Source organism: Brachybacterium massiliense, from assembly GCF_900184245.1.
GTDB classification, from domain to species: domain Bacteria; phylum Actinomycetota; class Actinomycetes; order Actinomycetales; family Dermabacteraceae; genus Brachybacterium; species Brachybacterium massiliense.
On the sequence record NZ_FXXB01000006.1, the window covers coordinates 112786 to 130729 of the forward strand.

The window sequence follows — 17944 nt, forward strand, 5'->3', positions numbered from 1 at the left end:
GTGCTCGCTCCTTCAAGGTGATCGAGAGGGGACGGGTGAGAGGGGCAGGATGCGGGTTCTTCCGTGTCTAGAACAGCGTGGACCAGTAGTCCCAGAACCTCACGGCGATGAGTGCCAGGATCACGAGATACCAGGCCACGAGCACCGGGACGCGGAACTCGATCACGAGGCGGAGCGCCCGCCGACTGGCCGAGGTGGAGCTGTCTGCCAGAGCGCGGAGATGGTGAATCGTGGTGAACCAGAACAACGGGATCGTCACTGCCCACACGACCATGCAGTAGGGGCACAATGCCCCGATCTCGTACAGGCTCTGCCCGATCAGCCACTGCACGAAGAGCACCGCGAAGGTCACGCCCGCCTGGATGAGCACACTCATCCACCGCGCCACGCGCGCACCGGCGAGGAACGCGAATCCGAGGGAGAGAACGGCCGCGAAGCCGGCGATGCCGACGATCGGATTGGGGATGCCGAAGGCTGAGGCCTGCGGGGTGCCCATCACGGAGCCGCAGGAAAGCACCGGATTGAGGCTGCACGAGGGGACGTAGCTGGGGTCCTCGATCAGAGCGATCTTCTCGACCAGCAGCACAACGGCCATGACCAGGCCGATAGCGCCGGTGACGGTGAAGAGCATCCCCAGGCCGCGCGGAGCCCTCGACTCCCGAGGCGGCCGGGCGGCCGGGCCGTCAGCCTTCGAGTGCGGCATCGAGAGGATCCGTGAGGTCCTCGACGCGGGTGGGCTCCAGGCGCTCCCCGTCGACGAAGAAGGTGGGAGTGCTGGTGACACCGAGTGCTTCGGCGTCGGCTGCACTCTGCTCGATGCGCGCGAGGGTGGCCGGATCGTCGTAGACCTGTTCGAAGCGCTCCATATCGAGGCCGAGCTCCTCGGCATACCCGAAGAATGCCTCCCGCTGGGACGTCTCCTGATGACTCCATTCCTCCGCGTTGTCGAACAGCGTCTTGTACATGGCCTCGAACTCGCCCTGCGCACCTGCGGCCTCAGCCGCCTTGGCGGCTTCGACAGAATTTCCGTGCAACGGCAGGTACCGCACCACAAAGGTCACGCGGTCGCCGTACTCGGCGCGAATCTCCTCGATCGTGGGGTACAGGGACAGACACGCCTCACATTCGAAGTCCAGGTACTCCACGAAGACGGCATCGCCACCTTCGGACAGCCGGGGACTGTCTTCTCGCACGAGCTGGGCCGACGCGGATCCCGTGTCCTCGGCCGGCGCCGATTCCTGCTCATCGGGGTCGAGGAAGATGATGAACCCGGCGAGGACCAGCGCAGCCACTGCGATCAGTCCGAGAGTGAATTTCGTGCTCCTGCTCATGCAACGGGCCTTCCGACAGTTGACGTCTCACGCAGATCCTGCCCGACCGGACTGGACGGCTCCTGCGCGCCTACCCCTGGAGTGCGTGCGGCCCGCATGCCATTGGCGATCACCACGACCTCGGCGACCTCGTGCACGAGCACCACCGCGGCCAGACCCAGCACCCCGAACAGTGCTAGTGGGAACAGCACCACGATGATCGCCAGCGCGAGGACGATGTTCCCAGTCATGATGCGGTGACCCCGGCGAGCATGAGCCAATGCGGCAGGGATCTGCCGCAGATCAGTGCCGGTGAAGGCGACGTCGGCCGACTCGACTGCTGCTGCCGTGCCGGTCGCTCCCATCGCGATGCCCACCGTCGCTGACGCGAGGGCCGGCGCGTCGTTGATGCCGTCTCCGATCATCGCGGTCGGAGCCTGCTCCGAGAGGCGACGGACGTAGGCGGCCTTGTCAGCGGGCAGCTGCTCGGCATGGACTTCCTCGATGCCGGCCTCTGCCGCGATTGCGTGGGCGGTCAGGGCGTTGTCGCCGGTAAGCATGACGGTGCGGATGCCTTGGGCATGCAATGCAGCCACCGTCGCGGCCGCCTCGGGACGCAGCTCGTCGCGGATGCCGACAGCGCCGATCACATGGCTGTCCTCCTCGACCATGACGACGCTCATGCCACGCGATGCCATCTCGTGGGTGCGGTTCCCGAATTGGCCAGGGGAGATCCAGCGGGGACTTCCCACGCGGATCACCCGGCCATGGATGCTTCCGGTGATGCCGTATCCGGGGACTTCCTGGACGTCGTCAGCGTCCACCGCGGCATCCGTTGCGGCGAGGACTGCGGCGGCGAGGGGATGGGCGCTGGCGGACTCGAGAGCAGCGGCCGCCGCGAGGACCTCCTCGCGGCTGCGGCCTTCACTTGTGGCGACGTCCACGACGCGGGGTTCGTTACGGGTGAGCGTCCCGGTCTTGTCCAGAGCCACAGTGCGGATCGCCCCCAGCTGTTCGAAGGCGGCGCCGGACTTGATGACCACGCCGAGCTTGCTCGCGGAGCCGATCGAAGAGATGACCGTCACCGGCACAGCGATGGCTAACGCGCAGGGCGACGCGGCGACGAGCACCACCAGGGCGCGCTCGGTCCAAGTTGCCGGGTCTCCGGTGAGGACGCCAATGAGTGCGACCAGCGCGGCGACGATCAGCACCACCGGGACGAGGGGACGGGCAATGCGATCAGCGAGGCGGGCACGTTCACCCTTGGCGGCATGGGCCTGCTCGACCAAGCGCACGATCTGGGTCAGTGAATTGTCCCGACCATCAGCAGTAGCGCGTAGCGCTAGCGAGCCCGAGCCGTTGACGGAGCCCGCATGCACCTCGTCTCCGGGGCCGACCTCGACCGGTATGGACTCGCCGGTGATCGCCGAAGTATTCATCCAGGAGCGCCCAGAGAGGATCACACCGTCCGTGGCAACCTTGTCGCCCGCACCGAGCAGGAGCACGTCCTCGGTGCGGACCTCTCCGGCCGCGATGGTCTGCGGCCCGCCCGGACGTGAAACGCGGGCAGTCTCGGGGATGAGGGCAAGCAGCGCCCGCAGGCCTTGCTTCGCGCGATCCATCGACCGGTCCTCCAACGCCTCCGCCAGAGAGAACAAGAACGCCAAGGCCGCGGCTTCACCGAAGTGCCCTAACAGCACCGCACCGAGCGCGGCAATGGTCATCAGCAGGCCGACGCCAAGCCGACCGCGTCCACGGCCCTGCACTAGGCGACGCAGAGTGCCGGGGACGAACGTCCAGGCCCCGGCCAGCAGGGCGAGAACGTGGGCCGCGAGACCGGCTGTATTGAGTCCTGCCCATCCCGTCAAGAGCCCCAGCACCCACAAGACACCAGAGGTGATCGGCAGCAGCAGCGCGCGATCGTGCCACCACGGTGAGAGCTGTTCGAGCTCGAGTGCCTCCGGCGGATCCGTCAGGCCGCTACTTCCGCAACATGCATCCTCCACCACTGGGGCCACGGGCGGTGCGGGCTTCTCGGGGCCGCAGCATTCGTCGCTCATCGCGTGCCCGCCTTGGAACGCACCTCGACGGAGGCATCGCAGCACAGCGGGATGCCGCAGTCCTCATCGGTGCACGGACGGCCATCATCGACCGCCAGCACAGTCTCGACCAGCCCTGAGAGCGCCTTGGTCAGATGCGCGTCGGCGATCTCGTAGCGCGTGCGCCGCCCCTCGGGGGAAGCGACCACGATGCCACAGCCGCGCAGGCAGGAGAGGTGATTGGACACGTTGGTACGGGTCAGCGACAGCTCTTCCGCCAGTACGGCGGTATAGCCGGGATGGTCGAGGATCGACAGCAGGATGCGGGACCGGGTTGGGTCGGCCATGGCACGGCCGAGACGATTCATGACCTCGAGGCGCGAAGCTTTAGTCAGCATGCACTGACCATACAGCTGCGGCTGCCGCCAGCGGTACCGCCTTGACGCGGGCAGTGATGTTCTCAGCCGCCACCCGCAACTCACAGATGGTCCTCCCGCTCGCGCTATCGCTTCCCGATGCCCTGGCGATCGCACCACGCGCAGTGGTTACTCAGACTCTCGTCGAACTCATCGCCATGATCGTCCTCGTCCGCCTCCTACCTGCCACCGTCCCGAGGAAGACGACAATCCCGTAACTGGTCGTTTAGGACACGGGTGCCCGCCGGGATGCCCCTCGGCGGTGCACGCAGACTGCAACGTCGCCACGAGCTGCGTTCACCGCTGTGCGCGGCTCGGCGGAGAGTAATTCTCAACCGAACGATGCCGACCCCCGGTAACGCCGACGGGCTCCTGCACTCCTACGCAGCCCAGCCCACGAAGACGTTCGACTGGGAGCCGGTGTTCAGCATCGCCCCCCCGCACCAAGGCGCCTGTTGTGCGCGAGCACCTCGACGACGAGGGGCAGCTGCAGCGCACGGTCGAGTTCGCGCGGTGGGGGTTCAGGCCGGCATGGGCGAAGGAGAAGGGGCCGCGGCCGATCAACGCCCGCTTCGAGACGGCGCCCACGAACGGGATGTTCCGTGCCGCGTTCGCGAGCACCCGCGCCGTGGTCCCGATGTCCGGCTACTACGAGTGGGTCGAGACGGACGACGGGAAACAGCCCTACTACGTCCACGCCACCGACGAGAAACTACTGCACGCCGCCGGCCTCACCACCGCCGAACAGAACGTCGACGGGAACTGGGACGTCACCTTCACGATCATCACCCGCGAGGCGCGGGACGCGGCCGGCGAGGTCGATGACCGCATGCCCGCGTTCCTCGACGAGGACCTCATGGCCGAATGGCTCGCGCCGGGGAAGCTCGAGATGGGCGAGCGTGAGCAGCTGCATGGAGCGCTCGGCGGCGTATCCGAGCAGATCGCCGCGACGCTCGTCACGCATCCCGTCGACCGGCGTGTCAACAACGTCCGCACCGTCGATCGGCGGGACGAGGGGCTGATCGCTCCGCTCATCCTCGGGTGACCGGACAGCTCGAACCGGGTGGGCTGAGGAGGAGGGCTTGCGGACCGGTACCTGGGCGTGACGTTGCGCGCGCCCGAATGTTCGAACCCCTCGACCTGGGCGCCGGTCGCCACCCGCGGCGGTCAGTCCCGGAGGCGTGCCCGTCGCAAGGTTGCCTCGAGCGTGTCCCCGAGCAGGTCGAGGGAGCGCTCGTCGTGCCCCCGCAGGTGCTCGAGCGCGGCGAGGGCCGTGATCGCGACGTCGAGCAGCTCCGCCTCGACATCCGCCCTGGAGTGGGTGACGCCCTTGCGCGGGTTCTGGCCGGTCGCGCCGATATGGGCGGCGACCACCTCACCCGCCTCCTCGGTGATCTTCGCGAGACGCGCCCAGGTCGCGGCCTCGGGGTCGCGGTGCTGGTTGCCGTCATCGATCCACCGGCTGAGCGCGGCGATGCCGGGGGAGAGTTCTGCAGGATCCATGCCGTCAGTCTCCCGCATCGGCACTCGCCCGAGCGGCCGAGCGGCCGAGCGGCGCCGTCGGCGCGGGCTCACACGAGGCTGATCCGGCGCCGCCAGGAGTGGACGGTGCGCAGCAGGCACACCACGCCGATCAGGAGGAGCATCGGCACGAAGCCGACGGGCATGATGTCGTCCCGACTCGCATCACCGGCCGCGATCTCCGCGAACACGGACCAGTGCTCGATCCCCAGCTGACCGTCGACCATCGTGAGGCCCCAGGGCAACGCGGCCATGCCGAGGAAGACCAGCACCTGGCTGGCCAGGTAGAGGCCGAGGAACACCACCACAGGGCCGCCCAGGCCCAGCCGGTTCAGCGGGGTCTCGCTGCCCACCGAGGCGGCGAAGAAGTACTGGATCGGCCAGATCAGGATCAGGCCCACGAACAGCAGGATCCCGGCGATCAGCACGGGGGTCGAGGTCACCGCCGTCCCGGCCTCCCACATCTGCCGGATGAGGGAGAAGGGATTGCGCTCGCCGCCCAGCTGCCCGGCGAGCACCGGCCAGGCCGCCATCAGCAGTCCCGCCGTCGCCAGCGCGGCGAGCAGCGAGACCAGCAGCGCCCACGCCAGCTTGGCCGCGTAGATCGTGACTCCGCTGAGCGGCAGGGACTGGGTGAAGTAGCCGGTGCGGCTGTAGCTGGACTGCCAGTAGTGCACGGCCAGGGCGATCTGGGTCGCCGGGACCAGCGCGGCCAGCGGCGCCATCACCATGAGCATCCCCACCAGGGAGATCCCGGGCCATCCGGTGGCGGTCAGGGCGGCGCCCGCGGCGACCAGCAGCACGGCCACCGCGCCGATGCTGCCCAGCAGGCTGCGGGTGCGCAGCCACTCGTGCTTGAGGAGTGCGGCGATCATCGGTACGTCTCCTTGAAGATGTCATCGAGGCTCGCGCCGTGCGCGGCCCGGAGGTCGTCGGCCTCGCCGGCCAGCACCACGGAGCCGTGGCGCATCATGACGACCGAGTCGAGGATCGGTTCGAGGTCGTGGATCAGATGGGTGGAGATCAGCAGCAGCGAGTCCTCCTCGAAGGTGCTGAGGATCCCGTCGAGGATGACCTGCCGGGCGGCCGGGTCCACACCGCTGATCGGCTCATCCAGCAGGAACACCTCCGCGCGGCGGGACATCGCCAGCGCGATCTGCACCTTCTCGCGCATGCCCTTGGACATCTCCTTCAGGCGCATCGACTCATCCAGCCCGAAGAACCGCAGCAGCTCACGGGCCTTGTGGGCGTCGAAGTCCTCGAAGAAGTCGCCGTACAGCTCCACGCAGTACCGGGCGCGGGCGCCGTGGGGGAGGAAGCTGGTGTCGGGCAGGAAGGAGACCCGCGCCTTGGACTGCGGCCCGGGACGGTGGCCCGCAATGCGCGCCTCGCCCGTGTAGTCGCTGATCACACCGGCGAGGATCTTCAGCAGCGTGGTCTTCCCGCAGCCGTTCTCGCCGAGGAGGCCGATGATGCGGCCACCCTCGAGCTCGAGGTCCAGGGAGTCCAGAGCCGTGGTGCGCCCGTAGGTCTTGGTCAGACCCGAGGTCATGATCAAGGGCTGCGTCGAGGGCGTGGGGTCAGTCATCTCGGGCTCCCTCGGGCCGGGGGCTGTCGTCGCGATGGTGGTCATGGTGGTCCCATCTGTCGGTGAGGAGCTGCTGCGCCTGGGAGCGGGTGAGCCCGACGCCGCGTGCGCGGCTGACGAACTCGTCCGCGGCGCCTTCGGCGAGCTCGGCGCGCAGCTGGTCGATCCGGTCCGTGTCCTCGGTGACGAACCTGCCGGAGGTGCGTTCCGAACGGCACAGGCCCTCGCGCTCGAGCTCGGAGAGTGCGCGCTGGATGGTGTTGGGGTTGACGCCGAGCTCCTCGGCGAGGCCCCGCACGCCGGGCATCTTGGTTCCGGAGGGCCACAGGCCGACGACGATTCGCCGGGAGAACTCCGTGACCAGCTGCAACCAGATCGGAAGGGTGCTGTCGAACTGCATCAGCCACCGCCTGTCTTACTGTACTAGGTGAGTAATACAGTAGGGCTGCGAGGCGCTCCGGTCAAGAGTCGGGTCAGCGTCTGCTCAATCGAGGCAGAACTCGTTGCCCTCGGGATCGGCCATCACGACGAAGCCGATGCTCAGCGGCGGCTCCGGCTCGTGGCGCGCCAGGCGCCTGCCGCCGAGCGTCACCAGCTCCTCGCACCTCGCCTCGAGCGCCGCCATCCGCTCCTCGCCCCGCAGCTCGGTGGCCGTGCGCACGTCCAGGTGCATCCGGTTCTTCGCGGTCTTGGGCTCGGGCACCTGCTGAAAGAAGATCCGCGGGCCGATGCCATCCGGATCCTCGAGGGCGGAGGAGCTGTTGCGCAGCTCGAGGGGCACATCGTTCGCCTCGAGGAAGTCGTCCCAGGCCCGCAGCGGATCCTCGCCCGGGCCCAGCTCGACTCCCGGCGGTGCCGGGTGGACGTAGCCGAGCACCTCCTTCCAGAACACCGAGAGGGCTCGGGGGTCGTGGGCGTCGATCGTGACCTGGACGGTGGCACTCATGGCGGGACTCCTTCATGCGGCGGAGGGTCGACGAGGTGTCAGTCTGCGCTCCGGGGAGGACAGGGGGTGTCCGCAGAAGGAGGATCGGGCCGACGGGGTCATGACGCCGCGCAGGGCACCGGCGATGCCGATGCCCTGCGCGGGATGAGAAAGCTGCTCGTGCTGTGCGAGCACGTGAGGGTCAGAGCACGAGCAGGAGGATGATGATGATCAGGAGCAGGGTGGTCAGACTGATCGGAAGCACTGCCTTGCGCATGGCGTTCTCCTTCTGTCGGGCGTCCCGCTCGGGTCTCCGACGGGTGCCCCCACAGTAGGCAGCGCAGCGCCGCGGTGCTCCCGCGAGGGCCGTCGAGGCAATGCTGAGCGCCTCTTCGTGCAGGTCAGCGACTTTCTGACCATGCGGTCGAGAATTTGCCCGGCCGCATGCACGGTGTGCCGTCAGAGGCCTGCGGCGGCGACCGCCCGGGCGAGCTCCTCGTCGGTGACCGGTTCGAGCCAGATGACGGTCTCGTCGTCCTCGTCGGCCTCCTGCACCGCGATATGGGACATCAGCGACTCGGCGGTCGCGCCATGCCAGTGCTCCTCGCGCGGCGGGATCCACACGGTGCGCCCCGGCTCGAGGGTGAGCACCTCGCCGGAACGGGTGACCACCAGCCCCACCCCGGCGGTGCCGTGCAGGGTCTGGCCCACGGGATGCCAGTGCCAGTGCGTGCGCGCACCCGGTGCGAAATGCACATGGTTCATCGCCGCGCGGGACCCGCCCCGCGGCCCGCGGATCGACTCCATCAGCACGTGGCCCGTGAACGCGGTGTCCGGGCCGGTGGCCGTGGGGGTGAGCGGAAGCTTCTCCATCTGGTCCTCCTGCGACGGTGCGGGGCGGTGTGCTCCATCAGATACCCCGTCGCACCGGAACACAAGGGTGGGGCGCGACGATCCCCGGCCACCCGCCTCAGGTGCTCACTTGATCGCGCCCTGGGTGAGGCCGGACATCACCCAGCGCTGGGCGAACAGGTACACGATGATCGCCGGCGCCATCGCCATCAGATATGACGCGAAGGCGATGTTGTAGTTGTTGCTGAACTGGGTCTGGAACATGTTCTGCAGCACCGGGATCGTCTGCAGGGACGGATCCGAGATGATCAGCGAGGGCATCATGAAGTCGTTCCAGGACTGGATGAACGCGAAGATCCCCACAGTGGCGCACATCGGGCCCAGCAGCGGCAGGATCAGCCTCCAGAACACCTTCCAGGTGCCCGCGCCGTCCATCCGCATCGACTCCTCGAGCTCGATCGGGATGGTGCGCAGGAACGCGGTGAACAGCAGGGTGTTGAAGGCCAGGGCGAAGGCGATGTGCAGGATCGCCACGCCGAGGGGGTTGTCGAGCCCGAGCATGCCGGTCAGCTGGATCTGCGGCAGCGCCACCACCGGGAACGGGATGAACATCGCGGCCAGCAGGTAGAAGAACGACCAGCGGAACAGCCTGCGGTCCCAGTTGCGCACGATCGCGTACGCGGCGAGCGCGGAGATCAGGATCTCCCCGGCCACGGCGAGCACGGTGATGAAGATCGAGATCGCGAAGCCGCGCGGGAAGTTCGTCAGGTTCCACGCCTCGACGAAGCTGGACAGGGTGAACGGAGAGGGTAGGGAGAACGCATTGCCGTCGACCGCCTGCTCGGTGGTCTTCAGCGACATGTTCACGGTGACGAACAGCGGCACCAGCACCGCCAGCGCGCCCACCATGAGCAGCACGGTCGCGGGCCGGTTGATGCGGTCGCGCCCCACCTTCCCGCGGCGCCTGCGGCGGGCAGGAGGCGTGGTGGAGGACTCGGACCCGTGGCCGGCAGGGGCCTCGGAGGCAGCAGGAATCGCAGTGCTCATCAGAAGGTCGACCTTCCTCGGGTGATGCGGAGCTGGAGGAGCGCGAGGGCGATCGAGATCAGGAAGAACACCATCGCGTTCGCCATCTGGTAGGCGTAGTCGCCGCCCTCGAAGCCGCGGAAGATCGACATCGCGACCGAGCGGGTGGCCACGCCCGGGCCGCCGTCGGTCAGCCCCACGATGATGTCGTAGGCGTTGAGGTAGTTCTTGAAGCCCAGGATCGTGTTGATGACGATGAACCCCGAGACCAGCGGCAGCGTGATGTGCCGGATGCTCTGCCAGCCGGTGGCGCCGTCGATCGAGCCGGCCTCGTAGACGTCGGACGGGATGGTGACCAGCCCCGCGATATAGATGAGCATCGTGCCGGGGATCGACTGCCAGGCGGTGACGATCACGATCGAGAGCCACGCCCAGTCGGGGTCGGCGAGGATCGAGGTGGACAGCGTCTCTGAGCCGAGCGTCTGGCCGATGCCCGGCACCGTGTTGGCGAACAGGTACTGGAACACGAAGGCGATGACGATTCCGGAGATGACCATCGGGATCACGTAGATAGTGCGCAGCGCCGTGGTGAAGCGGATCTTCGAGGTCAGGCCCAGCGCCAGCGTGAACGCGAGCACGTTCACCAGGATCACCGTGACCAGCGAGAAGCCGAGGGTGAAGACGTACGAGCCCAGGATCCCCTGATCGCGGAACATCGCGATGTAGTTGCGGATCCCGATCAGCTCCCAGTCGCCGAAGCCGATCGAGTTGGTGAAGCTGTAGCCGAAGCCCAGCAGCGCAGGCACCGTCACCGCTGCGGTGAACAGGGCCAGCGAGGGGAACAGGAACAGGTAGTACAGGGGGTCGGTGCGCCGCCGGCGATGGGTGAGCCCGGTGCGGGCCGTGCTCTCACCCGCCTCGGGGCCTGGCGGGACGGTGTCGTCGTCGACATCGCGGCTCCTTGCTGAGTCATCATCGGTGGTCACTCCCGGAAGGCCAGGCGCGCCCAGTCGGCATCCATGCGCGCCAGGATCTGCTCGGCGTCGGCACCGCCGACGATGGCCTGGATGTAGTTCTGGGCCGGGATCGAGTTCGGGATGAACTGCGAGGCCCCCATGTAGAAGCGGCCCTCGTCGTAATACGGCTGCATGTCGGCGATGCGCTCGTCGGTCGCCGCCGGGGCGTCCTTGGTGGTCCCGAAGGCGAGGAAATCCTCGTTGTACGGGTTCTGCACCTCGGGCTGCATGAGGAACTGGGCCAGCTCCCGTGCCCCCTCCTGTTCGTCGGCGGCCTCGGGCACCCACAGGGACAGGTCGATGTTCACGCGGACCTTCAGGTCCGCCGGATCATCGGTCATCGGCAGCGGGAACGTTCCGAGGTCCAGCTCGCCGCCGGCCTTGTCGATCTCCACCAGTGCCCACGGCCCCTGGAAGTACATCGCGGCCTGCTCCTGGGCCATCGCGGTGTTGCCGTCGCCGTACGCCCGGTTCGAGGCGTCGGGATTGAGGTACGGGAGCAGCTCCAGCATGCGCTGGACGGGCTCGAGCAGGGTGCTCTGGAAGGAGACCTCGGAGTCGGGGCCGACGTCCTCGCCGAGCTCGTTCATCCGTGCGTAGAAGCTGCGCACGTCGACCAATCCACCCACGGTGTAGTCGAACAGTCCCTGCGCGATCGTCCACGGGTCCAGGAAGGTCGCGTAGATCGGGGTGACGTCCGCGCCCTGTAGCGCCTCGCACACGGTGAGGAACTCGTCCCAGGTGGTGGGGACCTCGAGGCCGTGCTCGGCGAAGATTCGCCGGTTGTAGATCACCGAGGCGGCCGTGACGGAGTAGGGCAGCACGCTGGTGCGGCCTTCATAGGTGGGATACCAGTCGGCGAGCTCGGCGACGTCCTCGCGGATGCGCCCGGCCTCGGGCAGGTCCGAGAGGTCCGAGAGCGCGCCGCGCTCCATGAAGCGGCCCATCTCGAGGTTGTAGTTCAGGCAGCCGAGGTCCGGCGGGTTGCTGCGCACGAAGCTCGCCGAGAGATTCGTGGCGATGTCGTGCTGGACCGAGAAGCGGTCCTGGGACAGGCTGAACTCCGCGGCGAGCTGGGAGAAGTGGGGGATTGCCTCGGGCTTGGACTGGTACAGGGTCAGCTGGGAGGCGCCGCTGGCTGCGGTGCAGGCCGGCAGCGCCGCGGCGGCCAGCGCGCCACCGGCACCGGCCAGCAGGGCGCGGCGGCTGGGCCGGCCGGAGCGGCCGGGGCGAACGGTCGAGGACGACATCATCGTCTCCTTCGCGACGGGGTTCGGATCCGCAGATCGGATGCGATCATAGATACGTCAGGCGTTATATTTAGGATCTATCGGAAGTATGGAGGCGGGGTGAGCGGCATGTCAACAGCGCAGGACCGGGGTGCCAGCTCGCCCCAGCTGATGCGCCGGGCCAACCGGCAGGCGCTGCTCCAGCACGCGCTGCGGGCGCAGCACTTCACAGCGGCCGACGCGATGGCCGCGACCGGCCTGACCCGTGCGACAGTGCTGGGCGTGTGCGCGGAGCTCGAGGAGTCCGGGTGGCTGCACGAGGTGCCCGCGGGGCGCGAAGGTGCCGTCCAGCGCGGCAGGCCGGCCCGGCACTTCGCCCTGCAGGCCGACGCCGCCGTCCTGATCGCGGTCGACGCCGGCCAGCACACCCTCACCGCCCGCGCCGCGGACCTCCGCGGCCGCGAGCTCGCCGGAGCCCGCAGCACGACCGACGGCACCCTGGACGGCGTGGATCTCGACGCCGGAGCCGCCACGGCCGAGGAACGGCTCGAGGCCGTGATCACGCTCATCGACCAGGTGCTCGAGCAGGCCGCGGCGCGCGAGCGCCCGCGGCTGCTGACCGTCGTCGGCGTCCCCGCGCCCGTCGGCCCCGACGGACACTCGCCGAGCGGCGACAAGGGCTACTGGCCGGCCATGAACCCCGGATTCGTCGACGCCCTCGAGGGCGAGGTGCTGGTCGAGAACGATGCGAACCTCGCCGCGCTCGCCGAACGCGCCCACGCGGCGGCCGGTGCGGGTGCCGGGGGTGCGGTCACCCAGAGCGCAGGCCACCTCGCGGCGGGCTCCGATCACCTCGCGACCCTCCTGATGGGGGAGCGCTTCGGCACCGGCCTGATCGTGGACGGCCACCTGCTGCGCGGCGCCCAGGGCGGCGCCGGTGAGATGCGCTTCCTGGACGCCATGCTCGGCGACTCGCGCGGCGCCGACGGGGTCGCCGCCCTCGCCCGCCGCTGGACCCTCGAGGCGCTCGCGGCGAGAGAGTCCTCCTCGCCGCTCGAATCCCTCCCCGCTCACGCCCTCAGCGCGGAGGACGTCTTCTCCGCCGCCCGCGCGGGCGATCCGCTCGCGCAGCGCGTCCTCGAACGCATCGGCGAGCGCCTGGCCCGCATCGCCGCTATCCTCTCGAGTCTGCTCGGCGTCGAGGCGGTGGTGGTCGCCGGCGCGATCGCCGAAGCCATCGAACCCGTCCTCTCCCATGCGCGCACTGTGCTGCCGAAGATTCTCACCCCACCCGTTCCGCAGCTGCGCGCGAGCGCGCTGGGACGCGAGGTGGTGGTGCGCGGAGCGCTCGAGCTCGCCCTCGCCCGACTGCGCGAGGACCCTCTGGGCCTGCTGGCCCCGGAGACCGGAACCGACCCCTACCCACCGACCGAAGGGAATCGAACATCATGACCTCAGCAGCACCCCAGAGCGCGCCGCGACCCCTGCGCGCCGGCGTGATCGGCCTGGGCTGGGCCGGCCAGCAGCACGTGGCCGCCTACGCCGCCGATCCCGCCGTCGAGCTCGTGGCGATCTCCGCGATGGAGGAGCACCTGCTCGCACAGTTCGGCGACGAGCACGATGTGCCCGGCCGCTACCAGGACTGGAAGCAGATGATCGCCGAGGCCGAGCTGGACGTCGTCTCGATCGCGACACCCACCTTCCTGCACGAGCCGATGGCGATCCACGCCCTCGAGGCCGGCGTGAACGTGCTGACCGAGAAGCCGATGGCGCAGACCGGCGAGGCCGCCGCCCGCATGGTCGCCGCCGCGCAGAAGGCCGGCAAGGTGCTGGACGTGTCCTTCAACCACCGCCAGCGCGGGGACGTCACCGCGCTGAAGGACGTGGTCGACTCCGGCGTGCTCGGCAAGCTCTACTACGCCAAGACCGGCTGGATCCGTCGCCAGGGCATCCCCGGCCTGGGCACCTGGTTCACCAAGGCTGAGAGCTCCGGCGGCGGCGCGATGATGGACATCGGCATCCACATGCTCGACATGGCGCTGCACCTGATGGGCGAGCCCGCGGTCACCGCGGCCTCCGCCTCCACCCACGCCGAGTTCGGGCCGCTGGGCCGCGGCGGCTCCGGCTTCGGCATCTCGCAGGTCGAGGACGGCGCGCCCTTCGAGGTCGAGGACCTGGCCACCGCGTTCCTGCGCCTCGAGGGCGGCGGCACGCTGCTGCTCGAGTCCAGCTGGGCCCAGTGGATCCCGCACGATCTCTGCTACGTGACCCTCTACGGGGCCGATGGCGGCGCCACCATCGAGTGGGGCGGCGATCCCGCCGACCCGCGGAAGATCACTGTGTGGACCGAGGTCGCCGGCTTCCCCGCCGAGCTCACGCCCGCTGCGGGCGAGGACGGCCGCCACGCCGCCGCGGTCGCCGGGTTCCTGCAGAAGGTCGCCTCCGGCGAGCCCGGCGCGCATGACGGCTCGCTGGCTCTGCGCCGCGCGCGCGTGATCGACGCCTGCTACGCCTCGGCCAAGGCCGGGGCCGAGGTGAGTCTCTGATTTCGAGGCGCCGACAGCACGCGGAACGGGCCGCTCGCGAGGATCTCGCGAGCGGCCCGTTCTGTGCGGGGGTGCGGCGTGCGCAGCAGGTGCGCTGAGGTCACTCGCCCTCGACGGGGGGCAGCACGTCGGGGTTCTCCTCGAGCCAGGCCTCGACGGCCTCGGCCTCTTCGCCTTCGTCGAACTGGTTGACCACCATGTCCTCGAGCGAGCCGAACTGCTCATCGGTCAGGGTCGCCTGGGCGATCCACCCGGCGGCGTCCGGGAAGTCCTCCGCGAAGCCTTCACGGCCCAGGTGGTGCAGGGCCTCCGGCTCGCCGAAGTGGCCCTCGGGGTCCTCGAGCGCCTTCATCGAGTAGGCGGGCATGGCCCAGAACGGGGACCAGAGCGTGACGACGATGTCCTCCTCTGCATCGATCGCGCTCTCCAGCTCCGTGATCATCGCCGTGGTCGAGGAGGTGACGAGCTCGAAGTCCTCCAGCCCGTAGCCGGGGATGACCCGGTCCTGGGTAGCCTCGGTCAGGCCCGCACCGGGCTCGATGCCGACGATCCGGCCGCCGAAGCGATCGGCCTGGCCGGCCAGCTCGTCGATCGAGGTGATGTCCACGTATTCGGGCACGGAGAGGTTCAGCACCGCACCCTCGTAGTAGGCGACGAGATCCTCGATCGAGTCGCCGTACTCCTCCATGTAGGAGGCATGGGTGACCTCGGGCCAGGCCGAGGGGAACATGTCCACGTCTCCCTGGGCGAGGCCCGCGTAGAGCACGCCGGCCTCGGTGATCGGCTCATGCTCGACCGTGTAGCCCATGGCGGTCAGGCGGTTGTCCATCAGGTAGGCGGTGGACAGCCCATCGGTCCAGGACGGGATGTAACCGAGGGTGATGGTCCCGCCGCCGCTCTCGCCGCCGCCACCCGCGCCGCCGCCGTCTCCGCTGCTGCCGCAGGCGGCCAGGCCGAGGCCCATCAGGCCCGCAGCGCCGAGCATCGCGGAGCGGCGGGTCAGGGGGCGGCGGGCCGACGGCGGCAGCGTGAGCGAGCTGCGGGCGGCCCCGGGGTGCGAAGGGGTCTCGTCGAGTCGTCATGATCAGTGTTCCTTTCATGGGGTGATCATCGGGTGGTCAGGTGTGGGAGGGCGGTGCCCGTCGGCGGAGCGGATCCTTCGACGGGTCAGACCCCGGTGGTCGCGCGCTGCGCGAGGGTCCGCTGGGCCAGGGCGAGCAGAGACGTGCGGTACTCGCCGGGGCTGCCGAGGGCGGCGGTGAGACGATCCAGGTAGACCGCCAGGATCACCACGCCCAGACCGGCCTCGACGCCGAGCGGAAGGTTCTGGGTGGAGATCGCCTGGACGACCTCCTTGCCCAGGCCGTCCGCTCCCACCATGCCCGCGACCACGGCCATGGACAGCGCGAGCATGATGACCTGGTTGACGCCGGCCATGATGGTCGGCACGGCCAGCGGCAGCTGGATGCCGCGCAGGATCTGCCAGGGGGTTGCACCGAAGGCCTCGCCGGCCTCGACGGTCTCGGAGTCGACCTGGCGGATGCCCAGCTCCGTCATCCGCACCCCCGGGGGCAGCGCGAAGATGATGGTCGCGAAGATGCCAGGGACCACACCGATCGAGAAGAAGATGACCGCCGGGATCAGATAGACGAACGCCGGCATCGTCTGCATGAAGTCCATGATCGGTTTGACGATCGCGCTGACGGTGCTGCTGATGGCGGCCAGCACCCCCAGCGGCACGGCGATCAGCACGGCAAAGACGGTCGCGACCAGGACCAGCGCCATGGTCTGCATCATCGTCTCCCACTGCTCCATGGAGAGCACCAGCAGGAACCCGATCAGGGTGCCCACGGCGAGCTTCCAGGAGCGCAGCGTCAGTGCGAGCAGCGCGAACAGCGGGATCGCCACCAGAGCGGGCACGAGCAGCAGCAGCTCGGTGAGGTTGTCCACCAGGAAGCTCATCACCGTGCGCAGCAGATCGAACAGCCACGAGAGGTTGGTCTTCAGCCAGTCGATGCCGGCGTCGACCCAGTCGCCGATCGCGATGCGGGGGATGAGGCTGTCGTCCTGCGGGGTCATCGCGCACCTCCCTGTGCATCGTCGAGGTCAGGAGCGGGGGTGAGGACCGCTTCCGGTGGTGCGCCGCCGTCGCCGTTGCTGACGCCCGCCGCGGTCAGCAGCGTGACTCGGGGGACGACCCCGGAGAAGCGTCCTCCGTCGTCGACCACCACCAGGGGGCTGAGGTGCTGCGCGGAGAGGGTGAAGAGCTCGGCGATCGGGGTGTCCTCCGAGACGACCGGCATCTCGTGGACCGTGGACCAGGGCAGGTCGTCCCTACCGGCGCTGACGGCGGCGGCGACGTCCTCCTCCCAGAGCACTCCACGAGGGGTGCGATCGCGGTGCAGCACGACCAGCCAGGGGTTCTGGGTCGCGCGCAGCATGCGGTGTGCGGTGCGCGGGCCCTGGCCCTCGCCGAGGATCTCGTGGGGCTTCTCCATGATCGCTCCGGCGGTGAGCACGCGTGAGCGGTCCACGTCCTTGATGAAGCTGGCCACGTAGTCGTTGGCCGGCTCGTTGAGGATCTCGTCCGAGGTGCCGACCTGCACGATCCGCCCGTCGCGCATCATCGCGATGCGATCGCCCAGGCGCATCGCCTCGTTGAGGTCGTGGGTGATGAACAGGATGGTCTTGTCCAGCTGCTGCTGGAGCTCGACGAGCTGGTCCTGCATGTCGCGCCGGATCAGCGGGTCCAGGGCGCTGAATGCCTCGTCCATGAGCAGCACGTCGGTATCGGCAGCGAGGGCGCGGGCCAGGCCCACGCGCTGCTGCATGCCGCCGGAGAGGGCGCCGGGACGGTAGCCGCCCCAGCCCTTGAGGCCCACCATCTCGAGCGCCCGCTCGGCGCGGGCCTCGCGGTCGCTGCGGTTGACGCCGTTGACCTTCAGCCCGTAGGCGGCGTTCTCGCCGACAGTGCGATGGGGCAGCAGCGCGAAGTGCTGGAAGACCATCGAGATCCGCTGCCTGCGCACCTCGCGGATCCGGGCGGCGCTCATGGAGGACAGCACGTCATCGCCGATCCGCAGCTCGCCGTCGGTCGCCGGGAGCAGACCGTTGACCATGCGGATGAGCGTGGACTTCCCGGAGCCGGAGAGCCCCATCACCACGAAGATCTCGCCCGGGTCCACGCTGAAGCTCGCATCGATGACGGCGGCCGTCAGACCCTCGACCCTCAGCTCCTCCCTCGTACGCCCCTGCCGGAGAGCTTCGACCCCTCGGCGGGGGCGTTTGCCGAAGACCTTGTACAGGCCCTCGGCGGTGATCACTGGAGGCACGCGGGCTCCTTCGTCGGTGGGAAGACACGGGGTGGGGCGGTGCTGCTCCGCAGATCTGGGGCCCGCGGGCGCGCCGTCCCGACATGTCATCTTGTCCCGCCCGCAGGGGTGCGGCAAACAGCGTTCCCCCAGGAACAGGCGATT

The 17944-nt window shown here is 69.0% G+C and carries 19 protein-coding genes; 3 read left to right on the forward strand and 16 right to left on the reverse strand.

Features of this window, described 5'->3' with window-relative positions; genetic code table 11:
- Positions 1–67: 67 nt before the first annotated feature.
- Genes BN4251_RS04960 through cmtR form a run of 4 tightly spaced genes read right to left on the reverse strand, consistent with a single transcriptional unit; the run spans position 68 to position 3747 of the window.
- Entirely contained in the window at positions 68–703 is a 636-nt protein-coding gene (locus BN4251_RS04960) for a vitamin K epoxide reductase family protein (RefSeq protein WP_342744508.1), read from the reverse strand.
- On the reverse strand, positions 684–1331 hold the full coding sequence (locus BN4251_RS04965; protein WP_087484036.1) for a DsbA family protein: 648 nt from the start codon (positions 1329–1331) through the stop codon (positions 684–686). The genes BN4251_RS04960 and BN4251_RS04965 overlap by 20 nt, the downstream gene beginning before the upstream one ends.
- Positions 1328–3370 (reverse strand): heavy metal translocating P-type ATPase, encoded by a 2043-nt coding sequence (locus tag BN4251_RS04970; protein WP_087484037.1) that lies wholly within the window; start codon positions 3368–3370, stop codon positions 1328–1330. The genes BN4251_RS04965 and BN4251_RS04970 overlap by 4 nt, the downstream gene beginning before the upstream one ends.
- The gene (gene cmtR, locus BN4251_RS04975) at positions 3367–3747 is read right to left on the reverse strand and encodes a Cd(II)/Pb(II)-sensing metalloregulatory transcriptional regulator CmtR (protein ID WP_031306883.1); all 381 of its coding nucleotides are present in this window, start codon (positions 3745–3747) and stop codon (positions 3367–3369) included. Before cmtR ends, BN4251_RS04970 begins: the two co-directional genes overlap by 4 nt.
- 475 nt (positions 3748–4222) lie before the next feature.
- On the opposite strand from cmtR, the gene BN4251_RS04985 reads away from it, so the two are divergent.
- Positions 4223–4810, forward strand: coding sequence for an SOS response-associated peptidase (locus tag BN4251_RS04985; protein ID WP_245810202.1), 588 nt, complete (start codon positions 4223–4225; stop codon positions 4808–4810).
- A 122-nt stretch (positions 4811–4932) separates the two neighbouring features.
- On the opposite strand, the gene BN4251_RS04990 is transcribed toward BN4251_RS04985, so the two are convergent.
- The 9 genes from BN4251_RS04990 to BN4251_RS05030 all read right to left on the reverse strand — a co-directional run bounded on the left by BN4251_RS04990 (position 4933) and on the right by BN4251_RS05030 (position 11943).
- The gene (locus tag BN4251_RS04990; protein WP_087484038.1) at positions 4933–5268 is read right to left on the reverse strand and encodes a MazG-like family protein; all 336 of its coding nucleotides are present in this window, start codon (positions 5266–5268) and stop codon (positions 4933–4935) included.
- Between the two features lie 68 nt (positions 5269–5336).
- Positions 5337–6161 (reverse strand): hypothetical protein, encoded by an 825-nt coding sequence (locus BN4251_RS04995; RefSeq protein ID WP_087484039.1) that lies wholly within the window; start codon positions 6159–6161, stop codon positions 5337–5339.
- The gene (locus BN4251_RS05000; RefSeq protein WP_087484040.1) at positions 6158–6874 is read right to left on the reverse strand and encodes an ABC transporter ATP-binding protein; all 717 of its coding nucleotides are present in this window, start codon (positions 6872–6874) and stop codon (positions 6158–6160) included. The genes BN4251_RS04995 and BN4251_RS05000 overlap by 4 nt, the downstream gene beginning before the upstream one ends.
- Positions 6867–7274, reverse strand: a complete 408-nt coding sequence (locus BN4251_RS05005; protein ID WP_087484041.1) for a GntR family transcriptional regulator — start codon at positions 7272–7274, stop codon at positions 6867–6869. The genes BN4251_RS05000 and BN4251_RS05005 overlap by 8 nt, the downstream gene beginning before the upstream one ends.
- A gap of 84 nt (positions 7275–7358) precedes the next feature.
- Positions 7359–7820, reverse strand: coding sequence for a VOC family protein (locus tag BN4251_RS05010; protein ID WP_087484042.1), 462 nt, complete (start codon positions 7818–7820; stop codon positions 7359–7361).
- Positions 7821–8258: 438 nt separating this feature from the next.
- Complete coding sequence (locus tag BN4251_RS05015; RefSeq protein ID WP_087484043.1) at positions 8259–8672, reverse strand: (R)-mandelonitrile lyase; 414 nt, start codon at positions 8670–8672, stop codon at positions 8259–8261.
- A gap of 105 nt (positions 8673–8777) precedes the next feature.
- Complete coding sequence (locus tag BN4251_RS05020; RefSeq protein ID WP_087484044.1) at positions 8778–9698, reverse strand: carbohydrate ABC transporter permease; 921 nt, start codon at positions 9696–9698, stop codon at positions 8778–8780.
- Positions 9698–10663: a carbohydrate ABC transporter permease gene (locus tag BN4251_RS05025; RefSeq protein ID WP_425426185.1), complete on the reverse strand. Its 966-nt coding sequence runs from the start codon at positions 10661–10663 to the stop codon at positions 9698–9700. The genes BN4251_RS05020 and BN4251_RS05025 overlap by 1 nt, the downstream gene beginning before the upstream one ends.
- Positions 10660–11943: an ABC transporter substrate-binding protein gene (locus tag BN4251_RS05030; RefSeq protein WP_087484045.1), complete on the reverse strand. Its 1284-nt coding sequence runs from the start codon at positions 11941–11943 to the stop codon at positions 10660–10662. Before BN4251_RS05030 ends, BN4251_RS05025 begins: the two co-directional genes overlap by 4 nt.
- Positions 11944–12051: 108 nt before the next feature.
- Here BN4251_RS05030 and BN4251_RS05035 point away from each other — a divergent pair, with 108 nt between their 5' ends.
- Both BN4251_RS05035 and BN4251_RS05040 read left to right on the forward strand, forming a co-directional pair.
- Positions 12052–13374 (forward strand): ROK family protein, encoded by a 1323-nt coding sequence (locus BN4251_RS05035; protein ID WP_245810203.1) that lies wholly within the window; start codon positions 12052–12054, stop codon positions 13372–13374.
- Positions 13371–14468 carry a Gfo/Idh/MocA family protein gene (locus tag BN4251_RS05040; protein ID WP_087484047.1) on the forward strand — a complete coding sequence of 366 codons (1098 nt, stop codon included), beginning with the start codon at positions 13371–13373 and terminating at the stop codon, positions 14466–14468. Before BN4251_RS05035 ends, BN4251_RS05040 begins: the two co-directional genes overlap by 4 nt.
- A 100-nt stretch (positions 14469–14568) precedes the next feature.
- On the opposite strand, the gene BN4251_RS05045 is transcribed toward BN4251_RS05040, so the two are convergent.
- The 3 genes from BN4251_RS05045 to BN4251_RS05055 all read right to left on the reverse strand — a co-directional run bounded on the left by BN4251_RS05045 (position 14569) and on the right by BN4251_RS05055 (position 17800).
- Positions 14569–15453, reverse strand: a complete 885-nt coding sequence (locus BN4251_RS05045; RefSeq protein WP_170931842.1) for a glycine betaine ABC transporter substrate-binding protein — start codon at positions 15451–15453, stop codon at positions 14569–14571.
- A 182-nt stretch (positions 15454–15635) separates the two neighbouring features.
- Complete coding sequence (locus tag BN4251_RS05050) at positions 15636–16547, reverse strand: ABC transporter permease (RefSeq protein WP_087484048.1); 912 nt, start codon at positions 16545–16547, stop codon at positions 15636–15638.
- Entirely contained in the window at positions 16544–17800 is a 1257-nt protein-coding gene (locus BN4251_RS05055) for a quaternary amine ABC transporter ATP-binding protein (RefSeq protein WP_087484049.1), read from the reverse strand. Before BN4251_RS05055 ends, BN4251_RS05050 begins: the two co-directional genes overlap by 4 nt.
- Between the last annotated feature and the right edge of the window lie 144 nt (positions 17801–17944).